At 32.9% G+C, this 22,825-nt stretch carries 24 protein-coding genes; 20 read left to right on the top strand and 4 right to left on the bottom strand.

Annotated features, from left to right (window positions below; all coding sequences use genetic code 11):
* Positions 1–325 precede the first annotated feature (325 nt).
* The 3 genes from C1X07_RS16505 to C1X07_RS16495 all read left to right on the top strand — a co-directional run bounded on the left by C1X07_RS16505 (position 326) and on the right by C1X07_RS16495 (position 3,704).
* Entirely contained in the window at positions 326–1,144 is an 819-nt protein-coding gene (locus tag C1X07_RS16505; RefSeq protein ID WP_128755309.1) for a hypothetical protein, read from the top strand.
* Positions 1,145–1,366: 222 nt separating this feature from the next.
* Positions 1,367–2,302: a sterol desaturase family protein gene (locus C1X07_RS16500; protein ID WP_103071141.1), complete on the top strand. Its 936-nt coding sequence runs from the start codon at positions 1,367–1,369 to the stop codon at positions 2,300–2,302.
* 37 nt (positions 2,303–2,339) lie between these two features.
* Positions 2,340–3,704: an aldehyde dehydrogenase family protein gene (locus C1X07_RS16495; protein WP_103071140.1), complete on the top strand. Its 1,365-nt coding sequence runs from the start codon at positions 2,340–2,342 to the stop codon at positions 3,702–3,704.
* Between the two features lie 40 nt (positions 3,705–3,744).
* On the opposite strand, the gene C1X07_RS16490 is transcribed toward C1X07_RS16495, so the two are convergent.
* The gene (locus tag C1X07_RS16490; RefSeq protein WP_103071139.1) at positions 3,745–4,545 is read right to left on the bottom strand and encodes a class I SAM-dependent methyltransferase; all 801 of its coding nucleotides are present in this window, start codon (positions 4,543–4,545) and stop codon (positions 3,745–3,747) included.
* 383 nt (positions 4,546–4,928) lie between these two features.
* Here C1X07_RS16490 and C1X07_RS16485 point away from each other — a divergent pair, with 383 nt between their 5' ends.
* The 7 genes from C1X07_RS16485 (at position 4,929) to C1X07_RS16455 (ending at position 9,664) form a co-directional block, all read left to right on the top strand.
* Positions 4,929–5,186, top strand: coding sequence for a hypothetical protein (locus C1X07_RS16485; protein WP_128755308.1), 258 nt, complete (start codon positions 4,929–4,931; stop codon positions 5,184–5,186).
* A 321-nt stretch (positions 5,187–5,507) separates the two neighbouring features.
* Positions 5,508–6,356 (top strand): helix-turn-helix domain-containing protein, encoded by an 849-nt coding sequence (locus C1X07_RS16480; protein ID WP_103071137.1) that lies wholly within the window; start codon positions 5,508–5,510, stop codon positions 6,354–6,356.
* A gap of 76 nt (positions 6,357–6,432) precedes the next feature.
* The gene (locus C1X07_RS16475; RefSeq protein WP_128755307.1) at positions 6,433–6,906 is read left to right on the top strand and encodes a hypothetical protein; all 474 of its coding nucleotides are present in this window, start codon (positions 6,433–6,435) and stop codon (positions 6,904–6,906) included.
* A gap of 42 nt (positions 6,907–6,948) precedes the next feature.
* The gene (locus C1X07_RS16470) at positions 6,949–7,320 is read left to right on the top strand and encodes a DoxX family protein (protein ID WP_103071135.1); all 372 of its coding nucleotides are present in this window, start codon (positions 6,949–6,951) and stop codon (positions 7,318–7,320) included.
* A gap of 486 nt (positions 7,321–7,806) precedes the next feature.
* Positions 7,807–8,355: a carboxymuconolactone decarboxylase family protein gene (locus C1X07_RS16465; RefSeq protein ID WP_103071134.1), complete on the top strand. Its 549-nt coding sequence runs from the start codon at positions 7,807–7,809 to the stop codon at positions 8,353–8,355.
* Between the two features lie 110 nt (positions 8,356–8,465).
* A complete protein-coding gene (locus C1X07_RS16460) occupies positions 8,466–8,834 on the top strand; it encodes a cupredoxin domain-containing protein (protein ID WP_103071133.1) in 369 nt (122 codons plus the stop codon).
* Between the two features lie 98 nt (positions 8,835–8,932).
* Positions 8,933–9,664: a hypothetical protein gene (locus tag C1X07_RS16455; protein WP_103071132.1), complete on the top strand. Its 732-nt coding sequence runs from the start codon at positions 8,933–8,935 to the stop codon at positions 9,662–9,664.
* A gap of 113 nt (positions 9,665–9,777) precedes the next feature.
* On the opposite strand, the gene C1X07_RS16450 is transcribed toward C1X07_RS16455, so the two are convergent.
* Positions 9,778–10,776 (bottom strand): Gfo/Idh/MocA family protein, encoded by a 999-nt coding sequence (locus tag C1X07_RS16450; RefSeq protein ID WP_103071131.1) that lies wholly within the window; start codon positions 10,774–10,776, stop codon positions 9,778–9,780.
* A 127-nt stretch (positions 10,777–10,903) separates the two neighbouring features.
* Here C1X07_RS16450 and C1X07_RS16445 point away from each other — a divergent pair, with 127 nt between their 5' ends.
* From C1X07_RS16445 to C1X07_RS16400, 10 genes are all read left to right on the top strand, one after another.
* On the top strand, positions 10,904–11,764 hold the full coding sequence (locus tag C1X07_RS16445) for an AraC family transcriptional regulator (RefSeq protein WP_103071130.1): 861 nt from the start codon (positions 10,904–10,906) through the stop codon (positions 11,762–11,764).
* A 155-nt stretch (positions 11,765–11,919) separates the two neighbouring features.
* Positions 11,920–13,188 carry a kynureninase gene (gene kynU, locus C1X07_RS16440; RefSeq protein ID WP_103071129.1) on the top strand — a complete coding sequence of 423 codons (1,269 nt, stop codon included), beginning with the start codon at positions 11,920–11,922 and terminating at the stop codon, positions 13,186–13,188.
* Complete coding sequence (locus C1X07_RS16435; RefSeq protein ID WP_103071128.1) at positions 13,188–14,585, top strand: FAD-dependent oxidoreductase; 1,398 nt, start codon at positions 13,188–13,190, stop codon at positions 14,583–14,585. The genes kynU and C1X07_RS16435 overlap by 1 nt, the downstream gene beginning before the upstream one ends.
* A 16-nt stretch (positions 14,586–14,601) precedes the next feature.
* Positions 14,602–15,018, top strand: a complete 417-nt coding sequence (locus tag C1X07_RS16430; RefSeq protein WP_103071127.1) for a RidA family protein — start codon at positions 14,602–14,604, stop codon at positions 15,016–15,018.
* 29 nt (positions 15,019–15,047) lie between these two features.
* On the top strand, positions 15,048–15,815 hold the full coding sequence (locus tag C1X07_RS16425; protein WP_103071126.1) for an IclR family transcriptional regulator: 768 nt from the start codon (positions 15,048–15,050) through the stop codon (positions 15,813–15,815).
* A 15-nt stretch (positions 15,816–15,830) separates the two neighbouring features.
* Positions 15,831–17,273, top strand: a complete 1,443-nt coding sequence (locus tag C1X07_RS16420; RefSeq protein ID WP_103071125.1) for an aldehyde dehydrogenase — start codon at positions 15,831–15,833, stop codon at positions 17,271–17,273.
* A 30-nt stretch (positions 17,274–17,303) separates the two neighbouring features.
* Entirely contained in the window at positions 17,304–18,083 is a 780-nt protein-coding gene (locus C1X07_RS16415) for an SDR family oxidoreductase (RefSeq protein ID WP_103071124.1), read from the top strand.
* Positions 18,084–18,210: 127 nt separating this feature from the next.
* Complete coding sequence (locus tag C1X07_RS16410; protein ID WP_103071123.1) at positions 18,211–18,738, top strand: 3-hydroxyanthranilate 3,4-dioxygenase; 528 nt, start codon at positions 18,211–18,213, stop codon at positions 18,736–18,738.
* A 48-nt stretch (positions 18,739–18,786) separates the two neighbouring features.
* On the top strand, positions 18,787–19,869 hold the full coding sequence (locus C1X07_RS16405) for an amidohydrolase family protein (RefSeq protein WP_206604247.1): 1,083 nt from the start codon (positions 18,787–18,789) through the stop codon (positions 19,867–19,869).
* An 85-nt stretch (positions 19,870–19,954) separates the two neighbouring features.
* Complete coding sequence (locus C1X07_RS16400; RefSeq protein ID WP_103071121.1) at positions 19,955–20,596, top strand: O-methyltransferase; 642 nt, start codon at positions 19,955–19,957, stop codon at positions 20,594–20,596.
* Positions 20,597–20,658: 62 nt separating this feature from the next.
* Here C1X07_RS16400 and C1X07_RS16395 read toward each other — a convergent pair whose 3' ends face one another.
* Positions 20,659–22,161, bottom strand: a complete 1,503-nt coding sequence (locus C1X07_RS16395) for a S8 family peptidase (protein ID WP_103071120.1) — start codon at positions 22,159–22,161, stop codon at positions 20,659–20,661.
* Between the two features lie 348 nt (positions 22,162–22,509).
* A complete protein-coding gene (locus tag C1X07_RS16390; protein WP_103071119.1) occupies positions 22,510–22,803 on the bottom strand; it encodes a Sec-independent protein translocase subunit TatA/TatB in 294 nt (97 codons plus the stop codon).
* Positions 22,804–22,825: the final 22 nt, after the last annotated feature.

Raw genomic sequence — 22,825 nt, 5'->3', positions numbered from 1 at the left:
TTCACTAGGAATGCTTTTTGAGTTTTTATGATATATATTAAAAAAAATAATCATTATTTCGAAAATATATTATTATACTTTCTTTCTTATCTCAATAAGTAGATACTCGAGCAAATAACTTAACTCCTCCTAAACCAGTACTACAAAAAGCAACCCCTATCAATCAGTAAGAATATACTTACCAGCTTTAAAGGATTAAAGATAAATCGTGTTCTTTGAAGCATTTTTATTATATTAGAGCTACATTCTGTATTCTTAATAGTTTTATTATGAATTACATAGGTGTAACGTAATCACTAACCATAATCCTAAAAAAAGTTTAGTTATGAGAAGAATTATACTTTTTAATGTTTTCATGATTTTAATTTTAACTAGCTGTGGCATTCCTCAAGCTGACTTTGACAAATTAAAAGAAGAAAATAAAAAATTAAAAAAAGAAATTGCCGAGTGTCAATTAACTCCTAGTCAAATTCTAGAGCAAGCCAATGAATATAATGATGCATTGGATTATTCCAAAAGCAAAAATAGGCTTCTAGTTTTATTAGACAAATATCCCAATTCTAGAGAGGCAAAAAAAGGAAAGAGTTTACTAAAAAAAGTAGAAAAAGAAATTATTGAAACCCAAAAAGCTCTCGACAAAGACAAATTGAAAGAAGATAATAACGAAGATTATAAAAAGGCGTTAGCAAAAATGAAAAAGAAATATGATGTTGATAATGAAGTCACATGGTATTCTGACAAAAGCTCTACACAACTTAATAATCAAAACTTTGTTCAGACGTATATAGGCAAAAAAGAAAAGCGCAAACCCTGGCTTGGATTATCAATAAATTATTTCACTAAAAAAGAATGGTTGTTCATTCAAAGAATGGAAGTTGATGTAGATGGAAAAATTTTTGAAATAGAAGAAGACACCCCAGGAGAGTTTAAATCAAAGGAAGAATCCGGAGGAAAAAGAGAATGGCTAGATCGAATTATAAAAGATTTTGATATGCCTATGATAAAAGCTATGGCTTCTGGAAAAACTATAAAAATAAAATATGTGGGTAAAGATGATATCGATTCTAGAACGCTAAGTAAAGTAGAAAAAAAAGCGATACAGAACGTCTTATTGGCATACGAAGGACTTAGAGCTGTTAAGTAAATTGAATCATCCAGAAATCAATCAGAGCTGATCAATTTGTATTTATGATTCTTGAACTAAATTCTTTGGCGAGTTCTGGTTTACCTAAAATTCTCTTTTTCAAACACTCAAAGTTTTTTGAACAAGTAAAAAACAATATCGATCATCGAATACTTTGAATTTCTGAATGATTTCCTGAAAATTCTCCCTATATTCCGCCCCTTAATAAACTAAGTAAAAAAAATGGATTTCACGAGCCCTTTGGTTTACGGTGTTCCTTGTTTTTTAGGTCTAATCTTATTAGAGCTTACCTACAGCAAAACCCACAACCACAAAGATTTATACAATTGGAAAGATTTAACCGCAAGCTTAACTATGGGAGTTGGATCGGCTATATTAGGACCTTTGATCAAAACTGTTTTTTCTATTGTTCTTTTTCACTTTGTTTATGAGTTTTTTAATCCTGAAATTGATGGAGTAAGAACTAATATTATGGGATGGAAGTCTTTTGGATATGCCTGGTATGTATGGTTGATATGTCAACTTGCAGATGACTTTACATATTACTGGTTTCACAGACAAAATCATATGGTACGCGCGTTATGGGCTGCTCATATTGTACATCACTCTTCAGATAATTTTAATCTGGGTACAGCTGTTCGTAATGGGTGGTTTACTCTATTATACAAACCTTTGTTTTATATGTGGATGCCGGCAATTGGATTTCCTCCTGAGATGGTAGTAGTATGTCTGGGAATAGAAGCATTATGGCAATTTCAACTTCATTCTGTATATATCCCAAAAATGGGGTTTATTGAAAAAATATTCAATACACATACAATGCATCAAGTACATCATGCAAAAAACGTAGAGTATATGGATAAAAACCATGGAGGTTTTCTTAATATTTTTGACAAAATATTTGGTACCTGGAAAGCACTCGACGAAGAGATTGATATACAGTATGGTGTAACACATGCCCCTAATTCATACAACCCTTGGATTATCCTCACTCATGAGTATAAAGACATTTGGAATGACACCAAGAAATCAAAAAATTGGTATCATAAATTTATGTATATTTTTGGACCTCCGGGATGGAGTCATGACGGAAGCACCTTAACTGTAAAGCAGATGCAGCGAGAGCTTAAGCTAAAAAAAATAGAAAAGCTTATTTAATATATTGATCTCTAACACTCTCAAAACCCACACTGTTATGAATTATCAAGACATCGTAAATCAACAACGTCAATTTTTTAATTCTAACGCAACAAAAGATGTTTCTTTTAGGATAAAACAACTAAAACATCTCAAAAAAATTATCCAAAACAATGAAGAACTACTTTATAGTTCTATTTATGCAGATTTTAAAAAATCTTCCTTTGAAACTTATGTTACAGAGCTTTCTATTATATACCACGACATTGACCTTGCATTAGTTAAAATAAAAAAATGGGCTAAAAAAAGAAAAGTTTCTACAGGATTAGCAAACCTTCCTGGAAAAAGCTATATCATTCCAGAACCCTACGGTACTGTTCTTGTAATTGGAGCTTGGAACTACCCATACCAACTATCACTATGCCCTGCTATAGCTGCAATTGCTGCTGGTTGTACCATTATTCTTAAGCCAAGTGAAATTCCTTCTCATACTTCTTCTGCTCTAACACAACTTATCAATCAAAATTTTGACCCTCTTTTTTTTAGAGTTGTTGAAGGTGGGGTGACAGAAACATCCAATTTATTAAAAATTAAATTTGATAAAATTTTTTTTACAGGAAGCCCATCTATAGGCAAAATCATCTATCAAGCTGCCGCAAAACATTTAACTCCAGTAACATTAGAATTAGGAGGTAAAAGCCCTGCAATTATTACTAAAGATGTAAATATAGAGATGACAGCCAAAAGATTAGTGTGGGCAAAATTTCTTAATGCAGGACAGACTTGTATTGCTCCTGATTATGTAATGGTAGAATCTTGTATTGAGGATCAACTATTAACAGCTATAAAAAATCATGTTATTAAAGCCGATTATGACGTAAATCATCATAATTACACTCAAATCATTAATACAAAAAACTTCGACAGGTTATATAATCTAATAGATCAAGACAAAGTATATTTAGGTGGCAACGGCAACTTAAAAGAGCGAACCATATCACCAACCATCCTAAAAGACATAACATTTTCTGATACGATTATGCAAGAAGAAATATTTGGTCCAATCTTACCTATACTTTCATTTGACACGATAGAAGAAGTCATTAGCAATATCAAAACACTACCTAAACCTCTTTCCTGTTATGTATTCACACGAAATAAAAGTGTGAAAAATAAAATTCTAAACGAGATTTCTTTTGGAGGTGGAGCAGTTAATGACGCTGTTATGCATTTTACAGAGCAATCCCTACCTTTTGGAGGTGTTGGTAATAGTGGAATAGGAAGCTATCATGGAAAATATGGTTTTGAAGCCTTTTCTCATTATAAAGGTATCTTGCAAAAGCCTTTCTGGGTAGAGCTTAATTTAAAATACGCGCCCTACACCCAAAAAAAATTAAAATGGCTAAAGCGAATTATCGGATAACCTAAGAAACCTGAAACTTTTCATATCAAATCAACACAATCTATAGTGTTGCTTTGATAGCAAAAACTAAAGGATACAATTTATCCCTAGTAACAAACATCCCACCCTCCTTTTCTATCAATTCGGGAAATATTTTATAAGGCGATTCATCATATTCTTTTAAGTATTCAATGGTCAATCCAGCTTCAGTAAGAGAAGAAACTACTTCTCCTAACCCATGATTCCAACCAAACTCTTTACTGATCATATTAGAATTAGGGTCGGCATAGGTCCCTTCATATTCTTCATAAATCACCTCTTTTTGATGATAACCATATCTCATCTCGGGTTTCTCTTCTATATAATCAAACATCCACACTATAGGATGAAACTCAATCATATAAAATGTTCCTCCTCGTGTTAATCGTTCAGCTATCATTTTCCCCCAAGGTTTAAGATCTGGTAACCAACCTATCACTCCATAGCTCGTATAAACAATATCAAATTTATCCTTAACAAAATTTGATGTATCTAGCACATTACAACAAACAAAATTAGCATTCTGTTCTAATTCTTTATTTAACTCGTTGGCTAAAGCAATCCCTTTTTCGGATAAATCAACACCTGTACACTTTGCTCCCATTCTACTCCAACTAAGTGTATCTTGCCCAAAATGACATTGTAAATGCAATAGAGATCTACCAGAAACGTCACCTAATGCTTCTAATTCGTATTTTTTTAATGATGTTTTCCCTTTTTTAAAATCTTCTAAAGCATAAAAATCACTAACGGCATGAACATCAACTTTCTTATTCCATGTTTCTTTATTGGTTTCAAAATACTTATGTAATTCTACTGACATAGCAAAAATTATTTTACAGAATTTAATGACTTACTTCACCAAAAATATAACGATTCAACTCATATTACAAAATCTAAGTAAAATACTCTTTCTTTTTTTTATTCAAGCTGTGAGCAACATCATGCAAAATTTCATCTTCAAATCACACACAATACTCATTATCAACACAGTAAAAAAACCAAAGATGATTTTTTTTTCAAAACCTGAGGATTCCCGTAAGTATCATAAAAATTCCTGTCGTAAATTAGAGGTAAACAATATTTACAGAATGCACATATGTGGGGAACATATACTATTTTGTATAAGTCATGATAAGGAATAATTGTGGAATACGAACTAAACATTACCGTAACTAACGATGAATTAACTTAAAAAATATGACTATGAGTTTAATCAAAGTAGCTAAAAAATGTGGTTTAACATTGAACACACTTAATGATCTTATTAAAGGAAATGTCGATACTGGTGTAGCAGAAAAATTAGGAGTAACTACATCTTCATTACAAACTTTTATAGATGGTGGCACTAGTAGCGGTCTCGCTTCAAAAATAGAAACAACTTCATCCAGTCTACAAGAGCTTAGAAACCTAATCGGACAACGAGGTGCTATTGGTCTTATAATTGGATTGTTGATTAACTAAAGTATTTACAAAGTCCCAAAACTGTATAATACAACCTACCTAACCACTTCATTATTTACTATAGAAAACTACGACTTAAGTCATACGTACTTCTATAAAAGTATCAATCATACACTCTTTGTTTACTAATTTTATCTTCTCTACAATAGTAGCATGACATATACTTTAGAAATTTGGTTGTTTTTGATTTCATCTTACCAAATAGTAATATAGTACTAAAAGGAAAATGTAAAAATCTTACGATATATTCTTATTTTCACTTTTCACAAATCTATTTTCTGTTACGTGTAATGAAATTACCCAAAAAGCGACTTACATCTTATGATAAAAGAGTTTAAAGAATTTTCTACCGGAGCCATATTAAACATTGCAGATGAGGAGTTATTACAATTGTATGTAAAAACAGAACTTATAGGCTTATTTACTTTTATTTGGTCAAGAACTACCGACGTAGTAATACAAATAGATGGTATTATGGTAACACTACAAAAGGATAAAATTATAGTTCTTACTCCAAATCAATATTTTAAATTCATTAGTGGGTCTGATGCAATTGTTTATCAATTCAACAGAGAGTTTTATTGTATAAAAGATCACGATAAAGAAGTAAGTTGTATGGGAGTGCTCTTCTATGGAAATAGTACTTTCCCAATAATTAATCTTGACCATAAAGAACATAATAAACTAGATCAATTACATAAAGTTTTTCTAGATGAACTTGATACGGTCGACACGATACAAGCAGAAATGCTACGTATGCTAATGTCTAGATTTATAATTACTACTACCCGACTTATCAAACAACAAAGCAATTATAACAATCTTGATGAACAAGTAAACTTGATTAGAAATTTTAACATCTTAGTAGAAACTTACTTCAGAAAAGAACATGCTGTGAAGTTTTATGCAGAAAAATTATTTAAGTCTCCTAAAACATTATCAAATAATTTTTCTAAATTTGAGAAAAGCCCTTTACAGATCATCCATGATCGAATAATATTAGAAGCCAAACGCCTGCTTATTTATACAGATAAATCTGCTAAAGAGATTGCGTACGAAATAGGTTTTGAAGATGCGTCTCACCTTAGCAGAATGTTCAAACGACATACTTCATTCTCACCATCAGAATTCAGAAAACAACTAAAACCAAAATCTATAGGGAAATATTGACAAGAAGAAAGAAAAAGTAATCTTCCTTTACAACATACACAAATCACCGAAAGCTATTCGGGTAAAACAACTAGATATGAAAAATTTAATTCGCACCACCAAAATAACAATGTTTGGTCTGATTTTTCTAATAACTGCCTTGGTGAAAGCTCAGATTATATACAAAGACCAATTAGAGACCATTTATCTTGATAAAAATGCAGAAGAAGTAGTCTACACCAATAACTTTAGTGATTTTAACAGTGACCTCATCTCTGCAAATACAATCAATTTTAAAACCGAAATCAAAAGGGTCAAAGAAAATAATAGCTATCTATTGTTCCTTTCTGAAAGAAGTAATCTAGAAATTTCAACAACCACATATTTAAAAATAATACGCAAAGGAGCAAACAGAAGTGCTGACAATAAAACATTTAAGCTTTTCTTAAAACACAACCTCCCAGAGTTGATCAATCAATTTAACAAAGATAATAACCTTGAAGAATTGTATATTATCTCAAGAAAGAATACTTTTAATGGGAAAATAGATGCTTTACCCAGTGTTCTATAACGTGTTTACTGTATTTTTAAAGCTAACAAACAAAACCCTAACATGAAAAAGATATTACCCCTATTACTGCGAATTGTCGTAGCAATAATCTTGATTCAAACTCTAAGGTTTAAATTTACTGCACATCCTGATAGTGTTTACATTTTTACAAAAGTCGGAATGGAACCTTATGGTCGAATAGGCACAGGAGTAATTGAACTAATTGCAGGAATTTTACTTTTAATACCCAGAACCGCATGGATCGGTGCTATGTTGGCACTCGGTATTATTGGAGGAGCAATCATGATACATTTAACCAAATTAGGTATCGAAATTAATAATGATGGAGGAACTCTATTCATTACTGCAGTAGTCACCTTCTTGCTAAGTGCAATTATTCTTTGGATCAGAAGAAGAGAAGTCAAGTTTTTTTAATTCTAAACCTAGCAAATTAATAACACTTTACTTTTTTATTAAAAACTATTGTAATACCTCCATAAATATGGAGGTATTATTATTTTCAGGAAAAATCGACAAGCCGTAGGGAAAAACTACCATTCTTTCTCCTTAGTTGATAGCGCATCTTTGTACTGTTAATTTAAAACTATACAAAAATGACAGTACAAAATAAATCAATCTTCAATTTGATAGAAATTTTCAGACAAGGAAGAAAAAAAGTAATTAATTCTATCCACCCTAAAACCCATTGTGAACAAAAAGGTATTCATGATTTTTATTGTGATACCAAGCACCTTTTGTAAAAAATAAGTCTTCAAAACATTTCGGGAAGATTTGACATGCTATCGGGAAAAACGTCCATTTTATCACTCTCATTTCTACCGGATCTTTGTATCAATAATTAAAACAATAAAATAATAATAAAAACCCTTGAAGCAAATTCAAGATAATAAAACTAAAATTATGAGCACATTTAATGTACCAACAAGAGAAGAAGTAAACGCTAATAATCAAGCGATATTTGACAACCTAAATAAAGCTTTAGGATTTGTACCTAATTTATATGCCACTTATGCACATAGCGAAACTGCATTAGAGAACTACTTAAACCTTTCTAACGCAAAAACATCTCTTTCGACAAAAGAAAAAGAAGCTGTAAATCTAGCTGTAAGTGAGGTAAACGGATGTATTTACTGCCTATCTGCCCATACTGCAATCGGAAAAATGAACGGTTTTACTGACGAGCAAATTTTGGAACTTAGAGCAGGGTATGCATCTTTTGACACTAAACTTAACTCGCTAGCAAGACTCGCTAAGAATATCACAGAAAATAAAGGAAAAACAGATCAAAATGTAATCGATGATTTTTTTAATGCAGGATACACCAAAGGAAACCTTATAGACACCATCGTATTAGTAGGAGATAAAACTATTTCGAACTACATAAACAACACGACTGAAATACCTGTTGATTTTCCTATTGCACAGCCTTTAGAAACTACATCAGCATAGGCGTACCATATATAATAAATACCTAGAAAAAGAAAAGGAGATATTTATACTCCTTTTCTTTTCAACAATAACAAAAACAGTAATCATTTAAATACATTTAATTAAAAATCATGAAAAAGTTAATCACCGTATTTTCGTTTATTTTAGCAATCACTTTTAATGCTCAAGCCCAAGAAGTAAAAACAGTATCCTTAGAACAAACCAAAGGAGAGTTTACTCAAAAAGGTATTACATTATCTGAAGGAAGTTATGTTTTCAACATCTCCAATAACAATGTAGGCACAGATGTAGGTTTTGTCTTAGTTCCTGAAGGAAAAGATGTTTCAGATGCCAAAAACCATATTAAAGCAGCTTACGTAACAAAAGTAGTAGCAGAAGGAAAAACTGAAAGCTCTAATAAAGTTACATTACAAAAAGGAACGTATAAATATTTTTGCCCGTTAAATAAAACCCCACAATATACATTGACAGTTGAATAATTACCTCTTATTCCTAAAATATAAAAACCTTGTTAACCTTATTTAGCAAGGTTTTTATATTTTAGCTCTCTAAATAAACCTACCCTAAAATTCGGAGAATGAAAAAGTTCGTGATACTTATCTCTTGCACTATGTTATGCTGTTTTGCTTGTAAAACAAATTCTAAAAAAGAAAAAGAAAACGAATATAAAGAGGAAAGAGAAGTCAGAGACCCTGTGTATATAAAGGACAATTCACAAAAAATACCAACAACGGTAGAAGCAATTGCACAGATCAATGGCATACAACATTGGCACAAGGTTAAAGAAATAAAATTCACCTATAATATAGATCAAGACAGTAGTCACTATGAACGATCATGGAAATGGAAACCCAAAAACGATATGGTAACCTTAACCTCAGAAAAAGATACCATAACATATTATAGGACTCAATTAGATAGCACTACTACCAAAATAGATCACAAGTTTATAAACGACAAGTATTGGTTATTAGCTCCCTTACATCTCGTTTGGGATACTAAAAATTTTACTTCAGAGCATAAAGTAAAAGCCGTTGCCCCTATAAGCAATACAGAAATGCAAAAACTTACTATTGTATACAACAATGATAGTGGTTACACTCCTGGTGATGCTTATGATTTTTACTTCAAAGGAGATTTTATAATTAAAGAATGGGTCTTTAGGAAGAAAAACCAATCAACCCCCTCTATAACCACGTCTTGGGAAGATTATCAAAGTTTTAATGGGCTCAAAATTGCCAAAAAGCACAAACAAAAAGAAGGAAACCGTACACTATATTTCACAGAAATTGAAGTGATAATGGAATAACGAGGATATTTCTTGTAACTATCATAGACACTATGCTTTTCTATAACAGAGAACATTAATATTATTATTATTTCAAATTAAAGTTTTCCTCTAGCATAAATGACAACCAAAATCTAAACCTCACTTATACCTCTAATTTTTGCCCAAGTCCCTGTCTCCTTTGATTCTTCTGATGCCAATCCTATCAAATGCAAATTAGCTACCACCTCAGCATTAGCATAACTAGGTATTCCAGTTTCGACGGCATCCAAAAAAGAAGATATTGATTCGTGCATCCCTGGCCAATCTGCATATGGTAGTATTGCGGGTAACAATTTAATATCCCACATCGGATTATCATGATTTCTTACTTTTAATTCTCCTGATAATATATCAATATGGATATCACCACAATCTCCTACAACCTCTATTTTAATTGATAACTTTTCGACACTATCAATATTTACCTTTAATTCTCCCCAGGTACCATTATAATCAAAAAAACCAGTACTCTGACTTTGGCGACGCCCTGGAGTACCATAACCATCCATAATAAGAACTCGCTCTGGGGTTCGACCTAATAGAACATTAAGAACATGAGTATACCATACTGATAATCGATTTATATTGTTTGTATCTTGATCTGGATCAGTACCCCAATTAGACAGTAGGCTGATACTTGCTGTTTGTACATTTCCAACAACCTTCTTCTTTATCAATTCTGCCGCTTTCTGTACCGCAGGAACGAGTGCCAACTCCAAATCTGCATGTGTTATTTGCGGAGCAAGGAGTAGTTTTTTTATTATTTCAGGAATTAGCTCTCTTGTATCAGCAATAGGAGGTTCATAAAATAATGCCTTTGCAGAATTCAACCCAGCGGTAATTGCTTTTGCATGAAGCGAATCTGGTACAGCAACCATTACAGCTTCAATCTCTACCAAACTTAATAAGTCCTCATAACCCGTATAGATATCGACAGAATCTCCAAAATCCTTCTTTATTAACTCTAATGTAGCTTCACTCCTTGCTGCAATTGCTACAATATCAGCCCTGCCATCCCTTTTTAATGCAGGAATATATGCATCTTTAACCCAAGAGCCATAACCAATAATTCCCAACTTAATCTTTGCCATATTTTAATTTTATTTTCTTCAAAAGTAAAAACATAAGGCTATTGACTAATAAAACAAAATATTCAAGTTCTAAGACATATTATTCTTTTTATAAAACCTAAATAGAATAAAGTGGTAATTTTGTTTTATGAATATAGTTTATGAACAGATACATATTGATCAATCAGAATCTTTAAACATTAGAAGATACACTAACACTTTAAAGTGCGCTACAGTAAGTTGGCATTTACACCCAGAATATGAGATTGTTTATATCAAAAATGGGCAAGGTAGTATCCAAATAGATTCTTATTATGAAAAATATGAAAATGGAATACTTGTTTTTTTAGGACCAAACATACCACATATGCCATTTGGTAATGATCAATTAAAAAACAACATAGAAGTCGTTATGCAATTTTCAGAAGATTTTGTCACCGAAAAATTAGCTCATTTCCCAGAATTCAGTTCTATTTTAGAATTTATAAAAACTTCCGTTAATGGAATCATTTTTTCACCTGAAACACATAAAGAACTATCTTCTTTGTTTTTAAAATGTGGAAAACAGAGTAAAACAGAAGAATTACTGAATTTCATAACCGTTCTTTACCAACTTTCGGTCGCCAAAAACCAAAAAACTGTCCTAAAGAACAAACTTTCTTTAGATGTCAACAAACACTCGTTAGAAAGAATCTCAAAAGTATACCATTATATTAATCAACATTATGCTCAGGAAATACGATCTGAAAACTTAGCAAAGCAATTAGGACTAACACCTAATTCTTTTTGTAGAATGTTTAAAACAGCAACCAATAGAAACTTTATTGATTTTCTAAACGAATTCAGAATAAAAAAGGCACAAGAACACTTTGACCTTAACAATGTAATCATATCAGAAGCGATGTATCTGAGTGGGTTTAATGATCCTTCCTATTTTTCCAGGCAGTTTAAAAAATACACTACTGTTACTCCTTCAGAGTACATTCGTCGATTAAATCAAACTGACTAATCCTAGCATTTCCACTTAGCCAATTTTTCTAGTTTATATATCCATAACTCTTTAGTTTTTACAGTATTCAAAATCAAAATAAGGTAAATTGCTTTTTTAGTATCATTTATTTTAGTAAATTAGTGAAACACTGTTTCAATTATTAAAACACCAAAATGAAAGAAGCACTAAAAACGGGCTTAGAATACGCCAGAGAATTGGACAAAAAAGATAAAATAGCTCATTATAGAGATCAATTTCATATTCCAAAAGATCCTAGTGGAAATGATTGGATTTATATGTGTGGTAATTCACTAGGGCTACAACCAAAAACGACAAGATCATACATTCAACAAGAGTTAGATGATTGGGCAAACTTTGGTGTAGAAGGACATTTTGAAGCCAAAAATCCATGGATGCCATATCACGAATTCTTAACCGACTCTATGGCTAAAGTAGTTGGAGCAACCCCAATAGAAGTGGTAATCATGAATACATTGACCACTAATTTACATCTATTAATGGTATCCTTTTACCAACCACAAAAAAACAAATATAAAATTGTTATTGAAAGTGATGCTTTTCCCTCTGATCGTTATGCGGTAGAGTCTCAACTACGTTTTCATGGATATGACCATAAAGAAGGATTAATTGAATGGAAACCACGTAAAGGAGAAGAACTACTTCGTATGGAGGATCTAGAAACCATACTCGATCAACAAGGTGACGAAATTGCATTGTTACTTATAGGTGGTGTAAATTATTATACAGGTCAATCTCTAGATCTTAAAAAAATTGCAACTTTAGGGCACGCCAAAGATTGTATGGTTGGTATTGATCTTGCGCATGGCGTGGGTAATATAAAACCCGAACTTCATGACTCTGGAGTAGATTTTGCAGCGTGGTGTACTTACAAATATCTAAATTCTGGTCCAGGGAGTCTCGGTGGGTTATTTATTCATAAAAAACATGCCTATAATAAAGATCTAAAACGTTTTTCAGGCTGGTGGAGTCATAATAAAAATACACGTTTTAATATGCGTCAGGAGTTTGATGTTATGCCCGGAGCAGAAGGATATCAATTAAGCAACCCTCCTATTCTATCTATGGCAGCTATTAAAGCTTCGTTAGATATTTTTAACGAAGTAGGAATGGATGCATTAAGAGAAAAATCAAAAGCGCTGACTGGATATTTCGAATTTTTAATTCGTAAAATAGATACTGATAGAATCAAAATCATAACCCCGACAAACCCAGAGGAAAGAGGTTGCCAATTATCTATTCAAGTCAAGAACGCTGATAAAAGTTTACATCAAAAGCTTACTGATCATCATATTATCACAGATTGGCGAGAACCGGATGTTATACGATGTGCCCCTACTCCATTATACAATAGTTTTGAAGACGTATATAGAATGACCGAAATATTAAAAACATTAGTCTAATGCAAAATAAAGAAAACATACTTATCATTGGCGCTGGTCTTTGTGGATCTCTTTTGGCTTTAAGAATGGCACAAAGAGGATATCATGTAACAGTCTATGAAAGTCGACCAGATCTAAGAATCACAGATATCTCTGCAGGGCGTTCTATTAATTTGGCATTATCAGACAGAGGTCTAAAAGCAATGAAAATGGTAGGTATCGCAGATAAAGTAACTCCTTTTTGCATTCCTATGTACGGCAGACTAATTCATGATATTGAAGGAAATACATTTGCCTCTAACTATTCTGGAAGAGAAGGAGAATATATTAACTCTATATCTAGAGGTGGATTAAACGGTTTATTATTAACCGAAGCCGAAAAGTATGAAAATGTAACCATCCACTTTAATAAAAAATGCATTGATGTAGATATAGAAAATACAGTTGCTAAATTCAAATGCTACACCACTAAAGAAAAATTTGAAGTAAACGCAGATGTGATTTTTGGTGCAGACGGTGCAGGTTCTGCGCTTAGAAAAAGTTATTACCTAGAAAAAAAATTCTTGTTTAGCTATTCTCAAAATTATCTGACTCATGGATATAAAGAACTTGAAATACCTGCAGATAAAATAGGTAAACACCAAATAAGTAAAGATCATTTACACATTTGGCCCAGAGGAAAATACATGTTAATTGCCTTACCAAACTTGGATGGTAGTTTTACAGTTACATTATTTTTATCCTATGACGAAGGAGAGTACAACTTTGGTAATCTAACCTCGATAGAGAAAGTTACAGAATTCTTTAAAACACAATTTCCAGATGCTCTGGATTTAATCCCCGATATACATAACGAGTTTTTCAATAATCCAACAGGAGCTTTGGGCACTGTAAAATGTTCTCCCTGGTATTACAAAGGGAAAACACTTTTAATGGGAGATGCTGCTCACGCTATTGTTCCTTTTTATGGTCAAGGTATGAATGCCTCTTTTGAAGATGTTGTTGTATTTGATGATGTTATGAACCAACATGATGGTGATTGGAATAAAACTTTTAAAACATATCAAAAAACAAGAAAAGAAGATACCGATGCTATTGCAGATTTAGCTATCGACAACTATTTTGAGATGCGAGATCATGTTGCCAATCCATTGTTTAAAGAAAAAAGAAAGTTGGAAATGGATTTAGAAAAAACATTTCCTGATTCTTATTTTTCTAAATATTCTATGGTAACTTTTAATGAAAATATGGGATATGCCAAAGCCATGAAAATTGGGAGAGCCCAGGATAAAGCATTACTGAATATGATTGCAGATAATGATGTAGATACTTCAAAAAACCTAAAAAATATTTTTAATCAAATACAACAAGAAACTAGTGAGATACTTGAAGAAGATAAAATTGCAGGATTAAAATAATCAAAAAAATAATTTTATGAATAAAGGAAAACTAATTCAAAGTAAAGCTACTCCCAGAGGAAAATTCCCTCATGTAAAGCGTGTAGGTGATTTTATATATGTATCAGGCACAAGTTCTAGAAGACCCGATAATTCTTTTGAAGGTGTAGAAGTAGATGAATTCGGAACTACCAATTTGGACATCAAAGCCCAGACAAAAGCAGTTCTTGAAAATATTAATGACATCTTAAAAGAGGAAGGAGCCAATTTAAAAGATATCGTCGATGTAACTTCATTTCTAGTAAATATGAATGATTTTGGAGGCTACAACGAGGTGTATGCCCAATATTTTGATTATGATGGTCCAACCAGAACAACGGTAGCTGTACATCAGTTACCTCATCCCCATCTATTAATAGAAATAAAAGTAGTAGCCTTTAAAAAACAAGGCTAAACAAGACTGAAACCCAAAAAACAACACTGATGAGTAGCACTGAAAACAAAAAGATTCTAAACACCTCTATCGAAAAAGCATTCAAAATCTTAGATTGTTTTTCTATAGACAAAATAGAATTAGGTGTTACCGAGATTGCAAAAAAAATGGGTACCAACAAAAGTGCAGTATATCGAATGCTTGCTACCATGGAAGCCCTAAATGTAATTCAGCAAAACCCTGAAAATGAAAAATATCGACTAGGACTCAAATTATTTGAACTAGGTCAAAAAGTAAGTATCAATAAGAATTTTATCTCCAAAGCGAGACCTTTTATGGAAGAATTGGTAAAGCGGGCTGGCGAAACAGCACATCTAGCAATTTATAAAAACCAAAAAGTATATTTTCTGGATAAAGTTGTGGGCAGGCATGATTTACAAATTAATTCTCAAATTGGAACTGAAAAACCCTTACACTGTACCGGGTTAGGAAAAATTATGCTTGCGTTTGCAGAACATAATTACAAAAATATTATAAAGGATTTACATCTAGAAAATGTTACAAAAAATACAATAACCAATAAAAAGAAGCTAATCTCCGAAATAGAAAATATTAAAAGTAAAGGATTTGCATTAGATATTGAAGAAAATGAAATCGGCTTAGTATGCGTAGCAGCACCTGTATTTAATACACAAGGAAAATTTATTGCAGCCATAAGTACTTCCGGACCTTCTGCAAGGTTTAATAAAGATGAAATTAAAACCTATACTGGTGATCTAAAGCATACAGCAGAACAATTAAAACATATTTTTAGTTAATTGAAATAAAACAAAATGAAAAAGATATTAAACTATATAAATGGCGAATTTAAGGCTCCCCTACAGGACGAATGGATCGACAATTACAACCCATCTATAGGTGAGGTATATAGCTTAATTCCTAATTCATCTACTGCCGACGTACAAAACGCTTATGAAGCTGCTTCTCAAGCATTTCCTACTTGGTCAGAAACCCCATTAGAGCAACGCAGCAGGATCTTAGCCAAAATCGCTTCTTTGATCACAGAAAATCTGGAACAACTCGCCAAAGCAGAGGCGATAGATAATGGCAAACCTTTGAGTCTCGCAACTAGTGTAGATATCCCTAGAGCATCAACTAATTTTCAATTTTTTGCAGACGCAATAACACAATTTTCTAGTGAAGCTCATGAAAGTACTGGCTTAAATGCCATCAACTTTACGTTAAGACAACCTATAGGAGTAGTTGGATGTATCTCTCCATGGAATTTACCTCTATATCTATTTTCATGGAAAATTGCTCCTGCACTGGCTGCAGGAAACACTGTAGTCGCCAAACCTAGTGAAGTCACTCCAATGACTGCATATTTATTAGGAGATATATGCACTAAAGCCGGACTACCAAAAGGGGTTCTAAACATTATTCATGGACTAGGAAGCACGGCCGGTCAAGCTATAATAGAACATTCAGGAATCAAAGCCATTTCTTTTACTGGAGGAACAACAACAGGAGCACATATTGCCAGAGTAGCTGCTCCAATGTTTAAAAAACTATCTCTCGAATTAGGTGGTAAAAATCCAAACCTGATTTTTGCAGATTGTGATTATGATACGATGTTAGATGTAACAATAAAATCATCTTTTGCGAATCAAGGTCAGATATGTCTATGCAACTCTCGAATATATATAGAAAGACCTATTTATGAAAAATTTAAAAAAGATTTTATAGCCAAAACCAAGGCATTAAAAATAGGTTCTCCACTTGATAATAATACCAATATCGGGGCACTTGTTTCCAAACCTCATCTTGAGAAAGTAAAATCATACATTGATGCTGCTGAACAAGAAGGTGGTACTATTCTTTGTGGAGGGGATTATGTAAACGTAAAAGGTCATGAGAATGGATACTACTTACAACCTACTATCATAGAAGTTAATGACCCCAATTGCAGGTTAACACAAGAAGAGATTTTTGGCCCGGTAGTTACCATAATGCCATTTGATAGCGATGACGAGGCTTTAGCTCTTGCTAATAATGTTCGTTATGGATTATCCTGTTCAATTTGGACAAATAATCTAAATCGAAGTATGCATTTAGCAAAATACATACAAGCAGGTATTGTATGGGTAAACACATGGATGATGCGTGATTTACGTACGGCTTTTGGAGGTACAAAAGATTCTGGTGTTGGTAGAGAGGGAGGATTTGAAGCGCTAAGGTTTTTTACTGAACCAAAGAACGTATGTATAAAATATTAAATAAAAATATAAATTTTTAGAACCATAAAAATGAATCTAAACCTAACAGATAAAAATGCTTTAGTATGCGGAAGTACGCAAGGCATAGGAAAAGCCTCTGCTAAGCAATTAGCAGAACAGGGAGCTAATATAACTTTGGTAGCTAGAAATGAAGAAAAGCTACAACATGTCCTACGGGAGCTATCAACCAACCAAGGGCAATCTCATGACTATATCGTAGCAGATTTTCAAGATCCCGATCGTTTACAACAAAACATCTCTACCACTGGAAAATCTTTTCATATTCTAGTGAATAACACCGGAGGACCAGCTGGAGGTCCCATATTTAATGCATCTCTCGATGAATTTGAGCGCGCTTTCACACAACACCTAAAATGCAACCATATCTTAGCGCAAACTGTAGTCCCAGGGATGAAAAATTATGGATATGGTAGAATTATTAACATCATCTCTACCTCTGTTAAACAACCGCTAACTGGGCTAGGCGTCTCAAACACCATAAGAGGTGCAGTAGCAAATTGGTCAAAGACACTTGCCAATGAACTTGGAGTATTTGGAATTACAGTAAACAATGTACTTCCCGGAGCAACAGGAACTGAACGACTAAATGAAATCATTAATAATAAATCAACAAAAACAGGTAAATCTATAGAAGAAGTTTCTAGTATTATGATGAATGAAGTACCTGCAAGGCGTTTTGCCAAACCAGAAGAAATTGCAAATGCAGTTGTCTTTTTGGCATCTGAGGCAGCATCTTATATTAATGGAGTTAACCTTCCTGTCGATGGCGGGAGAACTAAGTCCTTATAGTTAACTATTTGTTATTACTAAATGCAAATCAAAATAATTAAATTTAATACAAAATAATTACCAACAGTGTGGATTAAGTAATAGTTCAAAACTATAAAAATATACACGCATAAATTTAAACAAACATATGAGTAATCTAGTTTCACCTTTGAATTTTAAAGCCTGGATAGACGAACATCGTCATTTACTAAAACCTCCTGTTGGCAACAAATGTGTTTGGGAAGATGGAGGATTTATTGTAATGGTAGTTGGAGGACCTAATGGAAGAAAAGACTATCACTATAATGAAACTCCCGAATTTTTCTATCAGGTAGAAGGAGATATTATTCTAAAGATAATTGATAATGGAGAACCTAAAGATGTACATATCAAAGAAGGAGAAATTTACTTACTACCTCCTAAAGTTCCGCATTCTCCCCAACGAGGATCTAATACTGTTGGGCTAGTTATAGAATACCCCCGTGAAGAAGGAATGATGGATGCATTAGAATGGTATTGCGAAAACTGCAACACTCCCTTGTATCGAGAAGAGTTTGCTCTTGATAATATAGAAACGGATATGCCTATAATTTTTGATAAATATTATAGTGATAAAGAAAAATGTACCTGTTCTAATTGTGGGACTGTAATGGGTACTCCAGAAAAGAAAAAATAAAAGCTAACTAAAACATCTCTTGAATAGACATCAAGAACACTATCAATAATGAAAAGAAAACTTCGAATAAACGGTCATTCTCATTTATTGCCATATCCAGAAGAAATCCCTAAGTTCATGAAGGACAAAGAGATTTTTTGGGTAGATGACGAACGCAAGTATATGTTACAAAAGGGATGGAAACGCCCAGTTACTCATTCTAGTTTTTTCTTAGACGATAAACTAGAATGGATGGAGCATTATAAAATTGATCACGCCGTAGTACTTAACCTTTCGCAATTATACGGTAATGGTTTACGGCTAGAAGAAATGAAACACGCTTTGCGATTTCAAAACGATTTTAATGCTCGCATACAACAAAACCATCCTGATAAGTTTTCTTGTGGCTTTGTAATACACCCAGGCTTTATTAACGGAGCACTTTGGGAAATGGAACGTTGTGTAGAGGAGTTAGGCATGCGTGTATTATGCCTACCAACACACTTTATGGATTCTATAGGACAATGGCGTTGTATTTTTGACGAAGAAAACGACCCAATTTTTGAATTAGCAGATAAATATAAACTAGCTATTGAGGTACATCCATATGATGGTGACAAAATGATTAAATTAGAAAACGTATCCTGGCGATTTCACTTAGTCTGGATGCTTGCTCAATGTGGAGATGCTTATCATTTTTACACACTTAATGGTATGCAAAATCGCTATCCAAATATAAGAACTTGTTTTGCTCATGGTGGACAATTAGCACAAATGAACCTAGGAAGGCGTATTCAAGGGTTTGACGGAAGACCTGATCTATTCGAAGGAAAACAACATCCCAGAAAAGCTGTAGGTCATCCAAATATCTATTTTGACACACTTGTACATGATACAGATTCATTAAAGCTAACAGTAGAGAGACAAGGCAGTAAACAAGTTATTATGGGATTAGATGATCCCTATCCGTTAGGCGAGATGGAAAGCGAACCACAATCCTCTTACCCTGGTAAAATTTTAGATTTAGCTCTGGATCGTAAGATCATTAATGAAAAAGAATATGATGACATCTGGGAAGACAATGTTCTACAATGGCTATTTGGTGATGATATAGACGCAAAACAAGATTTGATAAACAAAATTACAAAATAACAGTTCTTTAAAAAATCGTACAATAACTGCGCATTGTTATTGGATAAAATTAAGAATACCATAATTTTATAGCAAAATTTAATCTATGCATTTCATACCTGAAGCTTTAGACAGTTATGTAGTAAATCACTCTGAAAAAGAACCCGAGCTATTACAACAACTTAATAGAGAAACCTATCAAAAAATATTGCAGCCCAGAATGCTTAGCGGCCATTATCAAGGCAGAGTCCTGAGCATGATATCCAAACTTATTAATCCTAAAAACATTTTGGAAATAGGAACGTATACTGGCTATTCTGCTATATGTCTAGCTGAAGGAATACAAAAAGAAGGAGAATTACATACTATAGATATAAATGAAGAACTAGAAGATTTTCAGAGAAAATATTTCGATCTTTCTCCTTACGGAAAAAATATTTATCAACATATTGGTGATGCTACCAGCATTATTCCAAGTTTAGATATGAAATTTGATTTGGTTTTTATAGACGCAGACAAACCAAATTATCCAACTTATTTTGAGTTAGTCATTAATAAGATGAATTCTGGAGGTGTTATTCTGTCGGATAATGTATTATGGAATGGAAAAGTTATTGAAAAAGTAGATGATGATGATCTATCAACAAAAGCTCTTCTAAGCTATAACAAACTTTTGACAGAAGATAAGAGGATTGAATCCGTATTACTACCTATTAGAGATGGTCTGACTATAAGTAGAGTATTATAAATTAAAACAAAAAAGGAATTGCATCTGTATACAATTCCTTTTTTGTTTTAATCATTATTAATTTACTGTACGGCTTTTAGTGCATCGATGTTTCCATATCCAAAATTACTATTACGATTAGGATAGAATTCCCCAGCACGCTTTAGCTTATCAAGCACCTGATTTCTGGTCATATTAGGGTTACGCGCCCAAACCAAAGCTGCTATACCCGCAGTAGCTGCAGTTGCCACAGAAGACCCTCCTACATAAGACTGTGTGCCGGTATTAAATCCAATTGCAGGTACAGTTCTATTTGTATTTCCAGATCTTTGCATTATTATTGTAAAATCAATTTCACTTCCTTCATGACAAGTATCACAACGATTATAGCCATTATCTTTTAGCCCTGTTACCGCCACTGTTTCAGACATACTTGCAGGAAAAATAACACCATACCAGTTCGTAAAAGTAGTTGATGTTCCACCAGCGGCTATAATCATTTTTCCTTTTCCGTAGGCATACCTCACAGCATCTTTTACATTACCAATAGACCAGGGATACCCAATAGACATCGAAATAATCTTAACATCTCCTCTATTTCCTAGGGCTTTTAACGCATTACTAACTCCTTTACGTTCGTGGTAATCATTTAGCAACACATCCTCTGTGCCTCTATAAGACACCAGATTACAATTATAAGCAACTCCAACCGGCATAAAATCATTATTTCTCGGTGAAGCCATTACTCCAGCCATAGAAGTACCATGACCACATTTATCATTTGGTCCATCAATATTATTTGACCATGGCCATATAGAATCTATAAAAGTACCATACTTTTGAATTGTTCTTCCACTAGAAACGCCATCATTAAATCCACTCCCAAGTAAATTCTGGCTTGCAGACACCCCTGTATCAATCAATCCCACAGTGATACCAGATCCAGTACTATAGCCCCAAGCTTGTTCTACATTATGCAGATCAAAATTCCAAGGTAATCTTGCATTAGGTGCTATTATTCTATAATCCCCGCTATTGATAGTCTCTCCACTTTGACTACATCCGGCTGATGATTTTTGTACATTAGAAGTATCTTCTTCTAAATAAAAGCCATAACCAATAGGATCCAAATAACGAATTTGTGAAGTTTGCTGAAGTTCTTTAATTGTTTTTAGACTAGTAACTTTTACATCTGTTACATTAAGTATTTCATCTGCTGATATTACAGTACTAGATTTACTTGCTCCTTCTACAGATTGGATTATGCTATAAACATTCTCTCTGGCATTGTACAATCGTGAAGATTTCTCCGTAGAGAAGCTTTCTTCTTTTTCTCCATAGCCAACACTTAGAATTTCACCACCATGTATTACTGCACTCCATAATACATTCGAAGGTGCTTTCATCCAATTTACATCTCCATTTTGTTTTAACTCACTCTCGATATATTCATTTACTTTAGATATCGAAAGTATCTTTTGAGATTCAGTAAATTCTGAACTTGATTCTACAGTTTCACTAGGATTTTCTTTAGAGCACGAAAATACAACAAATAGCCCCAGAACGAGAAGATTAATTTTTTTCATTTTTAGAATAGGTTTTAAAAGATTATGTGTGAAAATTTAGTTAATTAAAAAAATTGAAAAAACCGCAAATAATTATCGTTTTATCAATTTCATCGCTAATGTATTAAATTATATTTAAATATTTTGCGAATAAATTATCATATAATCATTAAAAACCCTCTTATTATGCTTGCATAAGACCAAAAAATATCACAAAAAATTCTATAAATGCCAATGTTTATAAGGGATATAATCCTCAATCACATCGACATAGAAATTATTCAAAAAAATCTTCATTTTTTTGAATATTAGTCAGTTTTTACATGTAAAAACATATAAAAAGACAAGATTTTTAGAAATAATTGCTATTTAAAACTTTCTTTTGATGGGACCAGTTGCCTTATCGATATCTTCTTTGACCTGATCTATTTCTTTCTTAATATCAGAAGTTATTGACGAGGTAATATCGGTATCTAGACCATGCTCTTCTGCACTTTTGGTAATCTCTGTTTTAATATCGTTGGTAGCATCTTTAATAACGCGCATTCCTTTACCTAATCCACGTGCAATTTCAGGAATTTTATCTGCACCAAAAACCATTACCAATATAAATACAATAAAGGTGATTTCGGTTCCACTAATAAATAAGGGTAAAACTGTCATAACACTGCAAATATAATCAATA

This window comes from Aquimarina sediminis (assembly GCF_002895435.1).
In the GTDB taxonomy this organism is placed as follows: domain Bacteria; phylum Bacteroidota; class Bacteroidia; order Flavobacteriales; family Flavobacteriaceae; genus Aquimarina; species Aquimarina sediminis.
Note: the sequence above shows the minus strand (reverse complement) of the source record. Positions and strands in the feature narration are given on the sequence as shown.

What these genes read in the sequence shown, in the direction of transcription:
- C1X07_RS16505 (WP_128755309.1), top strand. Translation starts at nt 326, where the DNA reads ATGAGAAGAATTATACTTTTTAATGTTTTCATGATTTTAATTTTAACT.
- C1X07_RS16500 (WP_103071141.1), top strand. Translation starts at nt 1,367, where the DNA reads ATGGATTTCACGAGCCCTTTGGTTTACGGTGTTCCTTGTTTTTTAGGT.
- C1X07_RS16495 (WP_103071140.1), top strand. Translation starts at nt 2,340, where the DNA reads ATGAATTATCAAGACATCGTAAATCAACAACGTCAATTTTTTAATTCT.
- C1X07_RS16490 (WP_103071139.1), bottom strand. Translation starts at nt 4,545, where the DNA reads ATGTCAGTAGAATTACATAAGTATTTTGAAACCAATAAAGAAACATGG.
- C1X07_RS16485 (WP_128755308.1), top strand. Translation starts at nt 4,929, where the DNA reads ATGAGTTTAATCAAAGTAGCTAAAAAATGTGGTTTAACATTGAACACA.
- C1X07_RS16480 (WP_103071137.1), top strand. Translation starts at nt 5,508, where the DNA reads ATGATAAAAGAGTTTAAAGAATTTTCTACCGGAGCCATATTAAACATT.
- C1X07_RS16475 (WP_128755307.1), top strand. Translation starts at nt 6,433, where the DNA reads ATGAAAAATTTAATTCGCACCACCAAAATAACAATGTTTGGTCTGATT.
- C1X07_RS16470 (WP_103071135.1), top strand. Translation starts at nt 6,949, where the DNA reads ATGAAAAAGATATTACCCCTATTACTGCGAATTGTCGTAGCAATAATC.
- C1X07_RS16465 (WP_103071134.1), top strand. Translation starts at nt 7,807, where the DNA reads ATGAGCACATTTAATGTACCAACAAGAGAAGAAGTAAACGCTAATAAT.
- C1X07_RS16460 (WP_103071133.1), top strand. Translation starts at nt 8,466, where the DNA reads ATGAAAAAGTTAATCACCGTATTTTCGTTTATTTTAGCAATCACTTTT.
- C1X07_RS16455 (WP_103071132.1), top strand. Translation starts at nt 8,933, where the DNA reads ATGAAAAAGTTCGTGATACTTATCTCTTGCACTATGTTATGCTGTTTT.
- C1X07_RS16450 (WP_103071131.1), bottom strand. Translation starts at nt 10,776, where the DNA reads ATGGCAAAGATTAAGTTGGGAATTATTGGTTATGGCTCTTGGGTTAAA.
- C1X07_RS16445 (WP_103071130.1), top strand. Translation starts at nt 10,904, where the DNA reads ATGAATATAGTTTATGAACAGATACATATTGATCAATCAGAATCTTTA.
- kynU (WP_103071129.1), top strand. Translation starts at nt 11,920, where the DNA reads ATGAAAGAAGCACTAAAAACGGGCTTAGAATACGCCAGAGAATTGGAC.
- C1X07_RS16435 (WP_103071128.1), top strand. Translation starts at nt 13,188, where the DNA reads ATGCAAAATAAAGAAAACATACTTATCATTGGCGCTGGTCTTTGTGGA.
- C1X07_RS16430 (WP_103071127.1), top strand. Translation starts at nt 14,602, where the DNA reads ATGAATAAAGGAAAACTAATTCAAAGTAAAGCTACTCCCAGAGGAAAA.
- C1X07_RS16425 (WP_103071126.1), top strand. Translation starts at nt 15,048, where the DNA reads ATGAGTAGCACTGAAAACAAAAAGATTCTAAACACCTCTATCGAAAAA.
- C1X07_RS16420 (WP_103071125.1), top strand. Translation starts at nt 15,831, where the DNA reads ATGAAAAAGATATTAAACTATATAAATGGCGAATTTAAGGCTCCCCTA.
- C1X07_RS16415 (WP_103071124.1), top strand. Translation starts at nt 17,304, where the DNA reads ATGAATCTAAACCTAACAGATAAAAATGCTTTAGTATGCGGAAGTACG.
- C1X07_RS16410 (WP_103071123.1), top strand. Translation starts at nt 18,211, where the DNA reads ATGAGTAATCTAGTTTCACCTTTGAATTTTAAAGCCTGGATAGACGAA.
- C1X07_RS16405 (WP_206604247.1), top strand. Translation starts at nt 18,787, where the DNA reads ATGAAAAGAAAACTTCGAATAAACGGTCATTCTCATTTATTGCCATAT.
- C1X07_RS16400 (WP_103071121.1), top strand. Translation starts at nt 19,955, where the DNA reads ATGCATTTCATACCTGAAGCTTTAGACAGTTATGTAGTAAATCACTCT.
- C1X07_RS16395 (WP_103071120.1), bottom strand. Translation starts at nt 22,161, where the DNA reads ATGAAAAAAATTAATCTTCTCGTTCTGGGGCTATTTGTTGTATTTTCG.
- C1X07_RS16390 (WP_103071119.1), bottom strand. Translation starts at nt 22,803, where the DNA reads ATGACAGTTTTACCCTTATTTATTAGTGGAACCGAAATCACCTTTATT.